The 16844-nt window shown below is 71.9% G+C and carries 17 protein-coding genes and 3 tRNA genes; 4 read left to right on the top strand and 16 right to left on the bottom strand.

The annotated features are described in order from the left end of the window. Positions 1-317: 317 nt before the first annotated feature. From rplL to D7318_RS18520, 8 genes are all read right to left on the bottom strand, one after another. Positions 318-707, bottom strand: a complete 390-nt coding sequence (gene rplL / locus D7318_RS18485; RefSeq protein WP_120698224.1) for a 50S ribosomal protein L7/L12 — start codon at positions 705-707, stop codon at positions 318-320. Between the two features lie 61 nt (positions 708-768). Further along, the gene (rplJ, locus tag D7318_RS18490) at positions 769-1314 is read right to left on the bottom strand and encodes a 50S ribosomal protein L10 (protein WP_120698225.1); all 546 of its coding nucleotides are present in this window, start codon (positions 1312-1314) and stop codon (positions 769-771) included. Between the two features lie 280 nt (positions 1315-1594). After that, a complete protein-coding gene (locus D7318_RS18495) occupies positions 1595-2509 on the bottom strand; it encodes a LolA-like protein (RefSeq protein WP_120698226.1) in 915 nt (304 codons plus the stop codon). A gap of 128 nt (positions 2510-2637) precedes the next feature. Continuing rightward, a complete protein-coding gene (gene rplA / locus D7318_RS18500; RefSeq protein ID WP_120698227.1) occupies positions 2638-3354 on the bottom strand; it encodes a 50S ribosomal protein L1 in 717 nt (238 codons plus the stop codon). Positions 3355-3449: 95 nt separating this feature from the next. Further along, positions 3450-3881: a 50S ribosomal protein L11 gene (rplK, locus tag D7318_RS18505; protein ID WP_113689416.1), complete on the bottom strand. Its 432-nt coding sequence runs from the start codon at positions 3879-3881 to the stop codon at positions 3450-3452. 183 nt (positions 3882-4064) lie between these two features. Continuing rightward, positions 4065-4847, bottom strand: coding sequence for a transcription termination/antitermination protein NusG (gene nusG / locus D7318_RS18510; RefSeq protein WP_120698228.1), 783 nt, complete (start codon positions 4845-4847; stop codon positions 4065-4067). A 40-nt stretch (positions 4848-4887) separates the two neighbouring features. Further along, entirely contained in the window at positions 4888-5169 is a 282-nt protein-coding gene (gene secE, locus D7318_RS18515) for a preprotein translocase subunit SecE (protein WP_408055505.1), read from the bottom strand. A gap of 70 nt (positions 5170-5239) precedes the next feature. Next, positions 5240-5312 (bottom strand) — tRNA-Trp (locus D7318_RS18520). A gap of 158 nt (positions 5313-5470) precedes the next feature. Here D7318_RS18520 and D7318_RS18525 point away from each other — a divergent pair. Together D7318_RS18525 and D7318_RS18530 are read left to right on the top strand one after the other, a co-directional pair. Beyond that, positions 5471-6724, top strand: coding sequence for a pyridoxal phosphate-dependent aminotransferase (locus D7318_RS18525; protein ID WP_120698229.1), 1254 nt, complete (start codon positions 5471-5473; stop codon positions 6722-6724). Between the two features lie 76 nt (positions 6725-6800). Continuing rightward, positions 6801-7829: an adenosine deaminase gene (locus D7318_RS18530; protein ID WP_120698230.1), complete on the top strand. Its 1029-nt coding sequence runs from the start codon at positions 6801-6803 to the stop codon at positions 7827-7829. Positions 7830-8302: 473 nt separating this feature from the next. On the opposite strand, the gene D7318_RS18535 is transcribed toward D7318_RS18530, so the two are convergent. The 8 genes from D7318_RS18535 to D7318_RS18570 all read right to left on the bottom strand — a co-directional run bounded on the left by D7318_RS18535 (position 8303) and on the right by D7318_RS18570 (position 13516). Next, complete coding sequence (locus D7318_RS18535) at positions 8303-9400, bottom strand: UDP-N-acetylmuramate dehydrogenase (protein WP_408055506.1); 1098 nt, start codon at positions 9398-9400, stop codon at positions 8303-8305. A 19-nt stretch (positions 9401-9419) separates the two neighbouring features. Continuing rightward, complete coding sequence (locus D7318_RS18540) at positions 9420-10883, bottom strand: DHA2 family efflux MFS transporter permease subunit (protein ID WP_120698232.1); 1464 nt, start codon at positions 10881-10883, stop codon at positions 9420-9422. 118 nt (positions 10884-11001) lie between these two features. Further along, the gene (locus D7318_RS18545) at positions 11002-11571 is read right to left on the bottom strand and encodes a TetR/AcrR family transcriptional regulator (protein ID WP_230423862.1); all 570 of its coding nucleotides are present in this window, start codon (positions 11569-11571) and stop codon (positions 11002-11004) included. 506 nt (positions 11572-12077) lie between these two features. Beyond that, entirely contained in the window at positions 12078-12512 is a 435-nt protein-coding gene (locus tag D7318_RS18550; RefSeq protein ID WP_120698234.1) for a MaoC family dehydratase, read from the bottom strand. Next, positions 12509-12961, bottom strand: a complete 453-nt coding sequence (locus D7318_RS18555; RefSeq protein WP_120698235.1) for a MaoC family dehydratase N-terminal domain-containing protein — start codon at positions 12959-12961, stop codon at positions 12509-12511. Before D7318_RS18555 ends, D7318_RS18550 begins: the two co-directional genes overlap by 4 nt. 92 nt (positions 12962-13053) lie before the next feature. Further along, positions 13054-13218: a 50S ribosomal protein L33 gene (rpmG, locus tag D7318_RS18560; protein WP_077059582.1), complete on the bottom strand. Its 165-nt coding sequence runs from the start codon at positions 13216-13218 to the stop codon at positions 13054-13056. Positions 13219-13323: 105 nt separating this feature from the next. Beyond that, positions 13324-13396, bottom strand: a tRNA-Met gene (locus tag D7318_RS18565). 47 nt (positions 13397-13443) lie between these two features. Next, positions 13444-13516 (bottom strand) — tRNA-Thr (locus tag D7318_RS18570). A gap of 161 nt (positions 13517-13677) precedes the next feature. On the opposite strand from D7318_RS18570, the gene D7318_RS18575 reads away from it, so the two are divergent. Further along, positions 13678-14877, top strand: a complete 1200-nt coding sequence (locus D7318_RS18575; RefSeq protein WP_120698236.1) for an amidohydrolase family protein — start codon at positions 13678-13680, stop codon at positions 14875-14877. A gap of 63 nt (positions 14878-14940) precedes the next feature. After that, a complete protein-coding gene (locus tag D7318_RS18580) occupies positions 14941-16836 on the top strand; it encodes a sialidase family protein (protein ID WP_120698237.1) in 1896 nt (631 codons plus the stop codon). Positions 16837-16844 lie beyond the last annotated feature (8 nt).

The following is a 16844-nucleotide window of genomic DNA, read 5'->3' on the forward strand; positions in this document are numbered from 1 at the left end:
CTGCCCTCGGGGTCTGCTCCCGGCCGCCTCGATGGCCGAGGTGCGGACCCGCCTGCCGCATCACTTCCCGCCCCGCCGTGGATTCATGCCTCGGATCATGGACCGATCTGGCGGCGCGTGAAGGAGAATCGCGCGCCCGGTGCGGTTCGTCAAGGCCCCTGCTCCGTCGCCACCCGTCAGGGGCGCGACCGGTGAGCGACCGAAGATCACCATACCCCGCACCGCGCGAAGGGCAAGGAGACAGTCGCCACAACGTCAGGGGGCGACCACCCAAGTGGGTGATCGCCCCCTGAGAGCGTCAGCGGTTCAGACCGGTGTCACTTGACCTCGACGCCCGCGCCGGCGGCCGCGAGGGACTCCCTGGCCTTCTCCGCGGCCTCCTTGTTGACCTTCTCGAGGACGGGCTTCGGGGGGTTGTCCACGAGCTCCTTGGCCTCCTTGAGACCCAGCGAGGTCAGCTCGCGCACGACCTTGATGACCTGGATCTTCTTCTCGCCCGGGCCGGTGAGGATGACGTCGAACTCGTCCTTCTCCGGCTCGGCCTCGGCGGCGGCCGCGCCACCACCCTGCGCGGCGGCGGCGACGGCGACCGGGGCGGCGGCCTCGACGTCGAACTTCTCCTCGAACTTCTTCACGAACTCCGAGAGCTCGAGCAGGGTCATCTCCTCGAACTGCCCGAGCAGCTCTTCCTGGCTGAGCTTCGCCATGATGGCGGTCCTTCCACGTAAGTCGGCTGGTGCCGGTTGGATATGACGGGCGGGCGGTTGCCTACTCGGCAGGAGCCGGCTCCCCGGCACCGCCCTGCTCCACCTTGCTGCGCAGCGCGTCCGCGGTGCGGACGAACTTCGAGAGCGGGGCCTGGAAGGTCGCCGCGGCCTTGGCCATGGACGCCTTCATGCCACCGGCCAGCTTGGCGAGCAGCACCTCACGGGACTCGAGGTCCGCGAGCTTGTTGATCTCTTCGGCGCTGAGCGCCTTCCCGTCGAGCACGCCACCCTTGATGACGAGCGAGGGGTTGTCCTTGGCGAAGTCACGCAGGCCCTTCGCCGCTTCGACCGGGTCGCCGGTGACGAACGCGACGGCCGTCGAGCCCTTGAAGAACTCGTCGAGGCCGGAGACCCCGGCCTCGTTGGCCGCGATCTTGGTCAGCGTGTTCTTCGCCACACGGTACTGGGCGTTCTCGCCGAGGGAGCGGCGGAGCTCCTTCAGCTGCGCCACGGTGAGCCCGGTGTACGCGGTGACGACGGCCGCGTTGGAGACCTCGAACTTCTCCTTGAGATCCTCGACGGCCGCGCTCTTGTCGGGACGCGCCATAACCTCGGCCCTCCTTCCGGGGTGCTGTGTTCCCGAGTGCTTGGCTCCCGAGAGATGGGACCGCACGGAAGGTGCCGGACACGGCAAAACGCCCCGGGCGCAGGCGCACTCGGGGCAAGAAACGAACTCTCTCCACGGTCACCTGCGCAGGCCGTCCGCGTCTGCGGATCCTTCGGCCACCGAACGCTCCTCGCGGAGCACACGGCGGCAACCAGCGGTCTTTGGCTACCGTGCGAGAGTACGTGACGGGGCGGGCGGCGGGCAAATCGGCCCGCGGGGCTCAGCCCTGCGCCATCCCGCTCTCCAGCTGCTCGAGCAGCTCCATGAAGTCCACGACCGTCTCGGCCGGCGGGGCCTCGGCGGTGACGTCGGCGCCGTAGTCGCTGTACCTGACCTCGTACTCCACGGGCCCCGCGTCGGTGTCGAAGGACTGGTGGATCTGGACCGGGTAGTCGTGTTCGTCGACCCACACGTCGAGCTCGTAGCTCTCGATCCCCTGGGAGTTCATCGCCTCGACGAGCTGGTCGCGCTCCCCGTCGGTCAGCAGCGCCTCCGTGCTGCCGTCGCGCTCGATCGCGTCCTCGACGGAGATGGTGCCCTGGTAGCGCGTGGTCCCGACGCCGTCGAGCGTCTCCTCGCCGACCAGCTCGATCTCGGGGGCCTCGAGGAGCAACGCGAGCTGCTGCGCCGGGTCCTGGTTCGCCGAGTCGAGGCCGAACGACATCGAGTCGGCCACGGTCGGGTCGCCCGTCTCCTCGGCCAGGGACATGAGGTCCATGGCCATCCAGCTGCGCCCGTCGAACTCGGCCGCGAACTCCTGGCCCATGTCCATGTACATCACGCCGTCGACCCAGACGACGTCGACCTCCTGGGGCACGGCCGGGTCGGCCGCGAGCGCCTCGCCGGTCATGGTGAGGTCCATCGCGAGCTCGGGGTCCCACGACATGGCGCCCGACATCTCGACGTTGCCGCCCGCCTGGGCGGGGCTGCTCATCGTGGCCTCGAAGCGGGCCGAGGTGACCTCCCGCGTCGTCTCCGCGGCCGCGGAGACCGCCTCGAAGGGTGATCCAGCCGAGCGGTCCCCGCCGTTCCCGGAGCTGCCGTCCGTCGTCTCGTCCGAATCGCCGCACGCCGCCGTGCCCGCGAGCAGGGCGGCCGTCGCGATGCCGAACGCGACCTTCCGTGTGGGACGCATGTCTCCCGGTCCTTTCGTGGTCCGTCAACGCCTGTGTCGATCTCGTTTCACGCTAACTCGACCCCCTGACAACGAAAATGCCCGCCCCCGCTCTGTGACAGAACGGGGACGGGCGCGACATCTCCGGCTCAGACGCCGGCTTCCTCCGCCAGGAGGTCACGCGTGCGGTTGGTGTCGACCGGCACGCCGGGGCCCATCGTGGTGGTGATGGTCGCCTTCTTGAGGTAGCGCCCCTTGGCCGCGGACGGCTTGAGCCTGAGGATCTCGTCGAGCGCGGCGGCGTAGTTCTCCACCAGCTTGTTCTCGTCGAACGAGACGCGGCCGATGACGAAGTGGAGGTTCGCGTGCTTGTCCACGCGGAACTCGATCTTGCCGCCCTTGATGTCCGTGACGGCCTTGGCGACATCGGGGGTCACGGTGCCGGTCTTGGGGTTCGGCATGAGACCCCGGGGGCCGAGCACGCGGCCGAGGCGGCCGACCTTGCCCATCAGGTCGGGGGTGGCCACGACGGCGTCGAAGTCGAGGCGCCCGCCGGCCACCTCGTCGATCAGCTCGTCGGAGCCGACGATGTCGGCCCCCGCGGCCTCCGCCGCGGCGGCACGGTCACCGGTCGCGAAGACCAGGACCCGGGCGGTCTTGCCGGTGCCGTGCGGCAGGTTGACGGTGCCGCGGACCATCTGGTCGGCCTTGCGCGGGTCGACACCCAGGCGCATGGCGACCTCGACGGTCGCGTCGAACTTGGTGATCGAGGTGTCCTTGGCGAGGCGGACGGCCTCGAGCGGTGCGTAGACGCGGGTCCTGTCGACCTTGGCGTCCGCGCCGCGGAGGTTCTTGCTGCGCTTCACTGCTGCTCCTACGGGCGTATCAGGGGAGTCGTGGTCCGGGCCTGCGCGGGCCCTGCCACGGTGGGCTTGCGGTGCGCCGAATCGCGCGTCGCGCGTCAGCCCTCGACGGTGACGCCCATGGAACGGGCGGTACCGGCGATGATCTTCTCGGCGGCGTCCAGGTCGTTGGCGTTGAGGTCGGGCATCTTGGTGGTGGCGATCTCCCTGACCTGGGCGCGCGTGATCTTGGCGACCTTGGTCTTGTGGGGCTCGCCCGAGCCCTTCTCCACGCCCGCGGCCTTGAGGATCATCTTCGCGGCCGGCGGGGTCTTGGTGATGAAGGTGAAGGAACGGTCCTCGTAGACCGTGATCTCCACCGGGATGACCCAGCCGCGCTGCGACTCGGTCGCGGCGTTGTAGGCCTTGCAGAACTCCATGATGTTCACGCCGTGCTGGCCCAGCGCCGGACCGACAGGCGGCGCGGGGTTGGCCGCGCCGGCCTGGATCTGGAGCTTGATCAGCCCTGTGACTTTCTTCCTCGGCGGCATGCGCTCGCCCTCCGGGTCCTTCTGGGGGTTGGTGTTCGCCGAACGCGGGGGGCATGTGCCGTGCCCGTCCGCGGGCATACCGCACTACGGTAATGGCTGACATCACCCGGCCCAAATCCGAGCCGGGTGATCAGGGTTCTCGCGGCGGCGGTACGAGGTCCTGTCCGCCCGGACAGGACCTAGCTAGTTCTTCTGGATCTGGTCGAAGCTCAGCTCGACCGGGGTTTCGCGGCCGAAGATCTCGACCAGGCCCTTGACCTTCTTCGAGTCGGCGTTGATCTCGTTGATCGTCGCCTGGAGGGTCGCGAACGGGCCGTCGGTGACCGTGACCGAGTCGCCGACCTCGAAGTCGAGGACCTGGACCTCGACCTTGCGGCCGCCCGCCTGGCCGCCGCCCTCGGCCGCGGCCTCCGCGGCCTTCTGCTCGGCCTCGGGGGCCAGCATCTTGACGATCTCGTCGAGCGTCAGGGGGTAGGGGTCGTAGGCGTTGCCCACGAAGCCGGTGACGCCTGGGGTGTTCCGCACGACGCCCCAGGACTCGTTCGTCAGGTCCATGCGCACCAGGACGTAACTCGGCAGCTTGTTCTGCTTGATGGTGCGGCGGTCGCCGTTCTTGATCTGGACGACCTCTTCCTGCGGCACCTCGACCTGGAAGATGTAGTCCTCGACGTTCAACGAGACGGCGCGCTGCTCGAGGTTCGTCTTGACCCGGTTCTCGTAACCGGCGTAGGTGTGCACGACGTACCACTCGCCGGGGAGGACGCGCAGCTCCTCGCGGAGCTGGGCGATCGGGTCGACCGGCTCGGGCTCGGGCTCCGGCTGCTGCTCCGGCTCCTCCGCCGCCGCCTCCGCCTGATCGACGTCGGTGGCGTCCGCGGTGTCGACCGCCGCCTCCGCGGTATCGCGGGCGGTCTCCTCCTCGCCCTCGGCGTCGGGCGCGGCGTGGTAAGGATTCGGGTCAGACACGGTAGCTGCTTCTTCCTGACTTTCGGGAGAGGGGAGCGAATCAGCCGAAGACGTACTCGACGGCCCGGCTCATTCCCCAGTCAAGCACGGTCAGGATCAGGATGACGACGACGACGAAGACGATCACCGCTGTCGTGTACGTGGACAGCTGGCGCCGCGACGGCCAGACGACCTTGCGCAGCTCCGCGATCACCTGGCGGTAGAACAGCGCGAGACGGCCGAAGGGCCCCCTCTTGGCGCGCCTACCCCGGCGGCCGGTGCTGCCCTCGCCCCGGGGCTCCCGGGGCTCTGGCGTCTCCACGGAGTCCGTGATCCCAGCCACTCGTCCTCACCTGATCCCGGTCATGGTCATAAGCCGCCCGGCCACCCGGACGGCTGTTCACTTTGTGTAGCAGGGCCGGAGGGACTTGAACCCCCAACCGCTGGTTTTGGAGACCAGTGCTCTACCAATTGAGCTACGACCCTCTGCCGCGTGGTGCCCGACAACGTACCGCATCGGAGGCGCCACCGGTGAGGAGTGTACGTGGTGAATCATCAATCGTCGAACGGTTCATGGGTCCACCGCCCGCAACCTCCCGGCAACCCGGGTGCCACGTCAGGGGGCGGTCTGGGACGATGCCCCCATGAGTGCCGTTTCCCCTTCCTCCGCAGCCTCCTCCCCAGCCTCTCCCTCCCCCTCCCCCTCAGGACGCCGGGTCTCCGCCCGGGTCGGGGCGATCTCGGAGTCCGCGACGCTCGCGGTGGACGCCAAGGCGAAGGCCCTCAAGGCCGCCGGGCGGCCCGTGATCGGCTTCGGCGCGGGAGAGCCCGACTTCCCCACGCCCGACTACATCGTGGAGGCCGCGGCGGCCGCGTGCCACAACACCCGCTTCCACCGTTACACCCCGCCCGGCGGGCTCCCCGAGCTGAAGGAGGCGGTGGCCACCAAGACGCTGCGCGACTCGGGGCTGCGGGTCGAGCCGTCGCAGGTGCTGATCACCAACGGCGGGAAGCAGGCGATCTACGAGGCGTTCGCGGCGCTGCTCGACCCGGGCGACGAGGTGATCGTTCCCGCCCCGTACTGGACCACCTACCCCGAGTCGATCCGGCTCGCGGGCGGCGTTCCCGTCGAGGTGGTCACGGACGAGACGAGCGGCTATCTGGCCTCCGTCGCGCAGCTCGAGGCGGCGCGGACCGAGCGGACGAAGGTGCTGCTCTTCGTCTCCCCCTCGAACCCCACGGGCGCCGTCTACTCCCGTGAGCAGACCGAGGAGATCGGCCGCTGGGCGCTCGAGCACGGCCTGTGGGTGCTGACCGACGAGATCTACGAGCACCTGGTGTACGGCGGCGCGAAGGCCACGTCGCTGCCGGTGGCCGTGCCGGAGCTGGCCGACCGCTGCGTCGTGGTGAACGGCGTCGCCAAGACGTACGCGATGACCGGCTGGCGCGTGGGCTGGCTGCTCGGCCCCGGCGACGTGGTCAAGGCGGCGACCAACCTCCAGTCGCACGCGACGTCGAACGTCAGCAACGTCGCGCAGGCCGCCGCCCTGGCCGCCGTCTCGGGCGACCTGACGGCGGTGGCGGCGATGCGGGAGGCGTTCGACCGGCGGCGCAGGACGATCGTGCGGATGCTCAACGAGATCGACGGCGTGGAGTGCCCCGAGCCCGTGGGCGCGTTCTACGTGTACCCGTCGGTCAAGGGCCTGCTCGGCCGCGACATCCGCGGGCGGCGCCCGGCGACGAGCCTGGAGCTGTCCGGGGTGCTGCTCGACGAGGCGGAGGTCGCGGTGGTGCCGGGCGAGGCGTTCGGCACGCCGGGGTATCTGCGGCTGTCCTACGCGCTCGGCGACGACGATCTCGTCGAGGGCGTCTCGCGGTTGCAGAAGCTGCTGGGCTGAGGCGGTTGTTCGGGCGGGCCACACGTCCGGGTCATGCGACTACCAGCGATCTGCCAGGATGCGGCAAGATCTTGGGATGGCTCGTGTTGGTCCAGGACGTGATGTCCATTCGCTTCCCAAGGCGCATCTGCACCTGCACTTCACCGGCTCGATGCGGCCCGGCACGTTGATCGAGCTGGCGGACAAGTACGGCGTTCACCTGCCCGAGGCGCTGAGCGGCGCGCGGCCGCCGCGGCTGCGCGCCACGGACGAGCGGGGCTGGTTCCGCTTCCAGCGGCTCTACGACATCGCGCGCTCGTGCCTGCGGCGGCCCGAGGACATCCAGCGGCTGGTGCGCGAGGCGGCCGAGGAGGATCTGCGGGACGGGGCGCGCTGGCTGGAGATCCAGGTCGACCCGACGTCGTACGCGCCGCGCCTCGGCGGGCTCTCCCCCGCGTTGGAGATCATCCTGGACGCGGTCGAGACGACGTCGCGCGAGACGGGGCTCGGGATGCGGCTGCTGGTCGCGGCGAACCGGATCAAGCACCCCCTCGAGGCCAGGACGCTGGCGCGGCTCGCGGTGCGCTACCGGGACAGGGGGATCGTGGGGTTCGGCCTGTCCAACGACGAACGCCGGGGCTTCGCACGGGACTTCGACCGCGCGTTCGCGATCGCGCGGGAGGGCGGGCTGCTCGCGGCGCCGCACGGGGGCGAGCTCTCGGGGCCGCGCAGCGTGCGGGACTGCCTCGACGACCTGCGGGCGAGCCGGATCGGGCACGGGGTGCGGGCGGCGGAGGACCCGCGGCTGCTCGAGCGGCTGGCCGAGGCGCGGGTGACGTGCGAGGTGTGCCCGGCGTCGAACGTCGCGCTCGGCGTGTATCCGACGCTTGCGGACGTGCCGCTGCGGACGCTGTTCGGGGCGGGCGTGCCGATGGCCCTGGGGGCCGACGACCCGCTGCTGTTCGGCTCGCGGCTCGCGGCGCAGTACGAGATCGCGCGCGAGCACCACGGCTTCACGGACGCCGAACTGGCCGAGCTGGCCCGGCAGTCGATCCGCGCCTCGGCGGCACCCGAGGACGTGCGGGACAAGATCCTGGTGGAGATCGACGAGTGGCTGGCCCTTTGAGGACTCTCGGGGCGAGGGCCCCTGGGCCGGGCGGCTACGGGCTGGACGTCCTCCCGTTCGCCGTCGGCCGGGTGGTCGGCTTCGTGGTGGGTGCGGGTAAGAGCTGGCACCTACGGGGGAGGGGGCGTCGGGTGACCGGCCGTCCCGGTAACCGGTCGGTTTCGTCGTGGGTTGGACCCGTTCGCCGAACGGGCGCGGCCGCGTCCCTCGTTGGCGGCCGCCTGGCCGGTGGTCGGTTGCGGTGGCGCGCACCCTTCGGGCCTGCCCTGGCCGCCGCTCTCGTCGTTCACCGCGCGCACGTTGAGCTGAGGTAGCGGGTCGGTGCGAGGCCAGGGCGCGCGTCATTCAGCGGGCGCGCTCGCGCTTATGCCCCGCTTACGCGGGGAGGTGGTCTCTTCCGAAACGCGGCACACTTTGTTCAACACACACCGTGCCGACGGGCTCGGCCGGATCTCGGCGTGGCCAGCGCAGCGTCAGAGCGTGGTGCCCACCAGCACCGGCTCGTTGGTCAGGGTCACGCCGAACGTCGTGCGTACGCCGTCGCGGACCTCGCGGGCCAGGGCGAGCAGGTCGGCGGTGCGGGCGTCGCCGCGGTTGGTCAGGGCGAGGGTGTGCTTGCCCGAGATGCGGGCCGGGCCCGTTCCATAGCCCTTGGTGAACCCCGCGCGTTCGATCAGCCAGGCCGCCGACGTCTTGGTGAGGCCGTCCTCGGCCGGGTAGGCGGGCGCGGCGACATCGGGGCCGAGGCGGTCGGCGACGCGGTCGAGGAAGTCGGCGAACTGACCCTCGTCGAGCAGGGGGTTGGTGAAGAACGAGCCCGCCGACCACGTGTCGTGGTCCTCGGGGTCGAGGACCATGCCCTTGCCGGTGCGCAGCTTGACGACCGCGTCGCGGGCCTCGGCCGCGGGAACGCGGTCGCCGGGCTCGACGCCGAGCAGCCTGGCGGCCTCGGCGTAGCGGATGGGCGCGGACAGGCCCCCGGCGTCCTCGAGCGCGAACCGGACGCGCAGCACGACGAAACGGTCGGGGTCGGCCTTGAACCTGCTGTGCCGGTAGGCGAATCCGCACGCCGTGGCGGGGAGGGTGACCGTCTCGCGGGTGAGGCGGTCGTAGGCGACGACCTCGGTGAGGACGGTGGAGACCTCCTGGCCGTAGGCGCCGACGTTCTGCACGGGGGTGGCGCCCGCCGACCCCGGGATCCCGGCGAGGCACTCGATCCCGGCGAGCCCGGCCTCGACGGTGCGGGCGACGGCGGCCGACCAGTCCTCGCCCGCGGCCAGCTCGAGGCGGGTGCCGTCGAGGGCGAAGCCGGTGGTGGCGATGCGCAGGGCGGTGCCGGGGAAGCCGCTGTCGGCGATGACCAGGTTGCTGCCGCCGCCGATGAGGAGGAGCGGCGTGCCGCTCGTGTCCGCCTCGGCGACGGCGGCGACGATCTCGTCGTCGGTGGTGGCGGTGATCAGGCGTGCGGCGGCCCCGCCGAGCCTGAGGGTGGTCAGCGGGGCGAGCGGCGCGTTACGGGTCTCGTGCACGGTCCTCAGGGTAAGGGGGACGCCCCCCGCCCGCCCCTCCACCGCGGGCGGGGGGCGCCGGTCATGCGGTCGTGGTGACCGGGGTGCGCGGGGGCTCCTTGGCGAGGGGTGAATCGGGCTCGGGGCCCGGGCGGCGGGCGTTGGTGGTGAACAGGATCGCCACCGTCGCCGCGAGCAGGGCCGCGACGCCGATCCACAGCGCGGGGACCAGCCCGTCGGTGAAGCGCCGCGGGGTCTCGTAGCCGCCCTGGGAGGCGAAGACGGAGGCCAGGACCGCGACGCCGAGGGCGCCGCCGACCTCGCGGAGCGCGTTGTTCACGCCCGAGGCTATGCCCTCCTCCTCGGGGGAGACGGTGCCCATGACCATGGCCCCGGTCGGCGCGAAGAACATCGCCATGCCGATGCCGCAGATCACGAACGCGGGCACCTGGCTCGCATAGCTCACGTCGGGCTCGGCGAGCAGCGCGAACCAGCCGAGGCCCGCGGCCATCAGCGCCAGGCCCGTGGCCACGATGGGCCGCCCGCCGACGCGGTCGCTCAGCGCGCCCGCGAGGGGCGCGACGACCATGGGCATCGCGGTCCACGGCAGCATGCGCAGGCCCGCCTCCATGGGTGAGTAGCCCTGGATCAGCTGGAGGAACTGCGTCAGCAGGAAGATCGAGCCGAACATCCCGAGGTACATCAGGAGGCTGGCCACGTTGATCGCGGCGAACGACCGGGACCTGAAGAAGCGCATCGGGAGCATCGGGCGCGGCGTGCGCAGCTCCCACAGGACGAACGCCACGAGCAGCACCGCGCCCACGGCGAACCCCGCGAGCACGGGGCCCGAGGTCCAGCCGTGCTCGTGGCCGCGGACGATCGACAGCACGATCCCGAAGAGGCCGCCGCTGGCGAGGGCCGCGCCGATCAGGTCGAGGCGGTTGTTGGGGCCGCGGCTCTCGACGAGGCGCGAGTGGACGAGGGGCAGGAGGGCGATGCCGATCGGGATGTTCAGCCAGAAGATCCACTGCCAGGTCAGGTGTTCGGTGATGGCGCCGCCGACGAGCGGGCCGCTGGCGATGGCGAGGCCGTTGACCGCGCCCCAGATGCCGAACGCGGCGCCGCGGCGGGCCGGGGGCACGGCCGCGGAGATCAGGGTGAGGCTCAGCGGCAGCAGGATCGCCGCACCGGCGCCCTGGGCGGCGCGCGCGGCGATCAACGCGCCGGGCGATCCGGCGAGCGCGGCGGCCGCGGAGGAGAGGGTGAAGAGCGCGACGCCGATGCCGAAGATCCGGCGGCGCCCGAAGCGGTCGCCGAGCGCCGCGCCGAGCAGCAGGAGGCAGGCGAACGGGAGCGTGTAGCCGTTGACGATCCACTCGAGGTCGGCCAGGTCGCCGCCGAGGTCGTCGCGGATGACGGGCAGGGCGGTGGTGACGACGAGGTTGTCCAGGGAGGCCATGAAGGTGGCGGCCCCGGTGATGAGCAGGGTCCAGACGACCAGGGCGCGATGGGCGCCGGGCCGCGCGGGCGGTGCGTTGTCGGACATGTCCCCCTCCGGAGAACGGCGTTGGCGGTCCGGGCGACCGCGAAGATAGTGATCGGTCAATAACTTTTCGGTACACACGGGTGCACCGCGCGTGACGAGAGAGCGAATCGGCGGGCGGTCAGGCGTCGTGCATGCCGGGGCAGATGTTCCAGACCCGGTGCTCCGGCGGGAAGCCCATGGCCACCAGGACGTTGATCAGCATGCCCGCGCTGAAGAACGCGCCGATCAGCTCGTCGTCGCCGCCCAGGTGCATGCGCGCGGAGTCGTACAGCTCGAGCCACGCGGCCCTGATCCGCTCGCCGAACTCCGCGTCCCCCGACGCCTCGGCGATCTGCACCGCCACATACATCTGGAGCTGGAACAACAGGCCGTCGCGATCCTCGACCAGATCCAGATAGGCGCCGGCCATCGCCTCCTTGACCTCGAGGATCTCGGACGGGTCGACCTTCCGCGCCGCCTCGTCGAAAACGCGGCAGATGTCCTGCGTGCACCGCTCGGCGGCGGCCAGGAAGATCTCGCGCTTGTCGGGGAAGAGGCGGAACAGATACGGCTGGGAGACCCCCACGCGGCGGGCGATGGCAGCCGTCGAGGTCCCCGCGTACCCACCACGGGCGAACTCGACGATGGCGGCCCGCACGACGCTCTCGCGCCGCTCCTCGGCCGACATCCGGCTGCTCTCCTTGGCCATGGGGAGTAAGTTAGTGCTCGATCACTAACTTGGTCAACCCTGCGGGCAGCTGGCGACGGCGGCCGCATGGGGCACGGTGTGTGTTGAACAAAACGTGCCGCGTTTCAGAAGAGACCACCTCCCCGCGTAAGCGGGACATAAAGCCCGGTGTGCCCGCTGAACGACGCGCGCCCCGGCCCCGGACCGGCCCGCTCCATCAGCTCAACGTGCGCGCGGTGAACGACGAGAGCGGCGGCCAGGGCAGGCCCGAAGGGTGCGCGCCACCGCAACCGACCACCGGGAAAACGGCCGCTAACGAGGGACGCGGCCGCGCCCGTTCGGCGAACGGCCCCAGCCGTCGATGAGACCTCCCGTTTACCGAGACGGCCGCACACCCGACACCCCTCCCCCCGTAGGTGCAAGCCCTGACCCGCACCCCCACAACACCGGACACCCGGCCGACGGCGAACGGGAGGACGTCCAGCCCGTAGCCGCCCGCCAGGCCAGCGCAGCGCGCACGCAGCGATTCACGCCAGGCGGACGACCGCTCGCGCCATGCCCAGGACCTTCTGGCCCGCGCTTCGTGCCGTCAGGTCGACGCGGACCGTGCGGGCCTCGTCGTCCAGCTTCGCGGCCACCGTGCCGGTGACCTCGATCAGCGCACCCGTCTCGTCGTTCGGCACGACGACCGGCTTGGTGAAGCGGACGCCGTACTCCACGACCGCCGCCGGGTCACCCGCCCAGTCGGTCACCACGCGCGCGGCCTCGGCCATCGTGAACATGCCGTGCGCGATGACGTCGGGCAGGCCGACCTCGCGGGCGAACTTCTCGTTCCAGTGGATGGGGTTGAAGTCCCCCGAGGCCCCGGCGTAGCGCACGAGCGTCTCGCGGGTGACGGGGAACGTCGCCGCGGGCAGCTCGGTGCCCGTCTCGACGTCCGCGTAGGCGACCGTGGCGGTCATGACGCCTCCTTCTTGCGCGACACCAGCTTCGTGAACGCGGTCACGACGTGCTCGCCCGTCTCGTCGTGCACGTCGCCGCGCACGTCGATGACCTCGTTCCCGGCCATGGAGCGCACCGACTCGATCGTGGACGTCACGGTGAGGCGATCGCCCGCGCGCACGGGGCGTGAGTACGCGAACTTCTGGTCGCCGTGCACCACCCGCGTGTAGTCGAGGCCGAGCGCCGGGTCGCGCACCACCTGGTGCGCGGCGCGGTAGGTGATCGAGAAGACAAACGTCGGGGGCGCGATCACATCGGGGTGGCCGAGCTGCTTGGCCGCCTCCGGGTCGGTGTACGCCGGGTGGGAGTCCCCGATGGCCTCGGCGAACTCGCGGATCTTCTCGCGCCCGACCTCATAGGGCGGCGTGGGCGGGTAGCTCCGCCCGGCGAAGGACTGATCCAGGGCCATCGATGACTTCCTCGTCGGGTCCGGATGCGCCGGAAGGCCGCCCCCCATGGAGGAGCGGCCTCGAGGCGATGCGATGGGGAGTGAGGGGCGCGTCAGCGCGTTTCGCGGTGGGCCGTGTGGGCGTTGCAGCGCGGGCAGTGCTTCTTCATCTCCAGGCGGTCCGGGTCATTGCGCCGGTTCTTCCTGGTGATGTAGTTCCGCTCCTTGCACTCCACGCAGGCCAGCGTGATCTTCGGGCGGACGTCTGTGGCAGCCACGTGAGTGCTCCTTGACGGATGAACGGGTGAAACGGGATCGAACGCGATCGAACACGTACGAGAGTAGCCGATCGGAGGACCGACCCCGCAATCGGCTACTGTGCGTAGCGGCGACCGGACTTGAACCGGTGACATAACGATTATGAGCCGTTTGCTCTACCGACTGAGCTACGCCGCCATGAGATGAGCTACCCCGCGTCGCGAACGGGAGGTCTCACACCTCAGAGCCCCAAAACGGAATCGAACCGTTGACCTTCTCCTTACCATGGAGACGCTCTGCCGACTGAGCTATTGGGGCGAGCGCTCAAGAGATTACACGCTGAGGCGGCCAAGGCGAAATCCGATTTGGGTGGAGGCGACCGACCGCGCCGGGGGGCCGGGGACGCCCGCAGGGCCACACCGGTATGACTATTCTCTCCCTCCCCACGCCCACCTGGCCCGAGCCTTACGCTCCTTCCGATGCCAGAGCGTCTCGTACTCAGCGGACCCCGGCTCGCCGACGGCCGGACCGTCGACGTCCGGCTGTACGGCGGCCGGATCGAGGCCGTCGGCACCCCAGGAAGCCTCGCGCCGCGCGGCGCCGCACCGGCCGAGGGAACGCGGGTGGACCTCGCGGGTCATCTGCTGCTCCCCGCCCCCGCCGAGCCGCACGCCCACCACGACACCGCGCTGACCGGCATCGCGGCGGACCCGCCGCCCGACACTCCCGACGAGCTGCGCCGCAGGATCACCGAGGCCGCGCTCATCCAGCTGGGCCACGGGGCCACGGCGCAGCGCAGCCACATCAGGATCGGCGACACGCGCGGCCTGGCCGATCTCGAGGGGGCGCTGGCCACCCGGCGGGCCCTGCGCGGGCTCGCCGAGCTGACCACGGTGGCGATGCCGCGCCTGCTCACCGGTCGCGCGGGCGCGGACAACCGCGCGCTGTTGCGCGACGCGTTGAAGATGGGCGCGGGCGCGCTGGGGGGTTGTCCTGATCTGGACCCCGATCCGGCCGGATATCTCGAGATCCTGCTCTCCCTGGCCGACGAGCACGGCTGCCCGATCGACCTGCACACCGAGGCGGACGACCCCGCGCGGGTGGCCCGGCTGGCCTCCGCCGTGGCGGCCTGCCGCTCGGGCGTCGCCGTGGGCCCCTGCACGGGCCTGTCCCGGCTGCCCGCCCCGCTCGCCGCCCGTTGCGCCGAACGGCTCGCCGCCGCCGGGGTCACCGTGATCTGCCTGCCGCAGGGCGGCTGCGGCCTGGCCCACCGGGCGCGTGGGACCACGCCCGTGCGGCTGCTCTCCGCGGCGGGGGTCGCGGTGGCGGCGGGCGGGGGCGCGCTGCGGGACGCGGCCAACCCGGTGGGGCGTGGCGATCCGCTGGAGGCGGCGTTCCTGCTGGCCTCGCGCGGGGCGTGCGAGGCGCCCGAGGCGTATGACGCCATCAGCGGGCGCGCGCGGCGCGCGCTCGGGCTGCCCGAGGTGCGGATCGAGGCGGGGTTCCCGGCCGAGCTGCTCGCGCTGCGCGGCGAGACGGTCGCGGGCGTGCTGTCGCAGGCGTACAGCAGGCTGGTGATCCACCGCGGCCGGATCGTGGCCAGGACGAGCGCGGTGCGCGAGTACTGCGGCTCGCCCGCGGACGGCGGGCTCGAGCTGCCGCGCCAGGCCACCGGCTGAGGCCCCCACGCACAACGCCCCGCAGCGCCCTCCAACCGCCGCCCCACGAAAGGCAGTCGAGACATGGCGTCAGCCCTCCCCGTTCCGCTCCGCAGGGCGGCGGGTCCGGCCGCCGCGGCGGCGTTGGTCCTGCCGCTCGCCCTGGCGCCCGAAGCGCCCGCGGCGGTCGCCGAGCCCGAGCAGAGCGTGCTGTTCTCGGCCGCGGACGACGACGGCTACGCCTGCTTCCGGATCCCGGCGCTCGTGCGCACCACCGACGACACCCTGCTCGCGTTCGCCGAGGGGCGCCGCGAGCACTGCGGCGACGCGGGCGACATCGACATCGTGCTCAGGCGTTCCGACGACGAAGGCCGCACCTGGGGCCCGGTCGAGCTGGTCGACGAGGGCGGCGGCGACACCCATGGGAACCCCGCGCCGATGGTCGACGCAGCGACGGGCCGCGTCCTGCTGGCCAGCACGCGCAACCCCGACGCGGGCACGGGGAACTGCCCGGCGCCGTGCGAGCGCGTGCCGTTCCTGTCGGTGAGCGACGACGACGGCGTCACATGGTCGGAGCCGCGCGACCTGGGCGCCGAGCTGCGCCCCGACGGCTGGAACTCCTGGTACGCGACCGGGCCACTGCACGGCGTCCAGCTGGCGTCGGAGCCGCACGAGGGCCGCCTGGTCTTCAGCGTCAACGCCGAGAGCTGGGCGGATGGCCGGATCACCGAGAACCACGCGGCCCTGGCCCTGAGCGACGACGGGGGCGCGACGTGGCGGCTCGGCGCCGTGGACAGCTGGCCCGTCGCGGCCGACGGCACCCACCGACAGCGGCCGTCCGAGATGGCCGTCGCCGAGCTGGGCGACGGCTCGGTCTATGTCAACACCCGCGAGCAGGACGGCACCGACCTCGGGCACCGCGACCACGCGGTCAGCAGGGACGGCGGCGAGAGCTTCGCGGCGCCGTTCGAGGCGATCCCCGACCTGTACGCGCCGCAGGTGCAGGGCTCGCTGCTGCGGCTGCGCACGGCGGCGGACGACGGCCACGACCGGCTGCTGCTCGCCGTGCCCGCCGACCCCGACCGGCGGCGCACGATGATGATCCGCTCGTCGTGGGACGAGGGCCGCACCTGGGACTCGGCGGACCGGGGCGCGGTGCTGACGACCGACTGGGCGGGCTACTCGGACATGGCCGAGACGGCGGACGGCGCGGTGGCGCTGCTCTACGAGGCGGGCGCGGTGGACGCGCGGGACGAGATCCGTTTCGCGCGGGTCTCCGAGGAGTGGCTCGGCCCCCGGCGCGCGCCCGACCCCGTGACCCCGGACGACGCGCCGGGCGCTCCCCCCGCGCCGGTGCTCGGGGGCGCGGCGCCCGTGGCGGGGCGGTTCGGGAACGGGCTGGCCTTCGACGGGGTGAACTCGGCGGTGCGGCTGCCGTTCAGGACGTCGCTGCCGCTGGGCGAGGCGGACTTCACGGTGAGCCTGTGGTTCAGGTACGAGGCGGGGAGCGGGGAGCACCCGTTCCTGTGGATGGGCGGGGTCGGGGGCGCGCCCCAGGTGTGGGTGCGCGGGGAGCCGGAGCGCGGCCGGGTCCGCGCGCTGCTGACCGCGGTGGAGGGCGGGAACGAGCCCGCGAACGCCGAGGTGGCGACGGAGGGCGCGTTCAACGACGGGGGGTGGCACCATCTCGCGCTGACCCGCTCGGGCGGGAGCCTCTCGCTCGCGGTGGACGGCGGCGCGGCGGTGACGGCGCCCGATGTGCCGGGGACGGTGAGCCGCTCGTCGACGTTCGGCGTCCACCTGGGCCAGCGCCCCGACAACGCCCAGCGCCTGGTGGGCGCGCTCGACGAGGTCCGCGTGTGGCGGCGGGCGCTGACGCCCGATGAGCTGACGGACGTCCGGGAGTCCAACGCGGCCCCGCCGGAGGCCGATGACGCCGCGGTGCTGCGGCTGCCGCTCGACACGGTGGACGAGCCGTAGTGCGCCGG

It is taken from the genome of Streptomyces radicis (genome assembly GCF_003626575.1).
GTDB lineage: Bacteria > Actinomycetota > Actinomycetes > Streptomycetales > Streptomycetaceae > Streptomyces > Streptomyces radicis.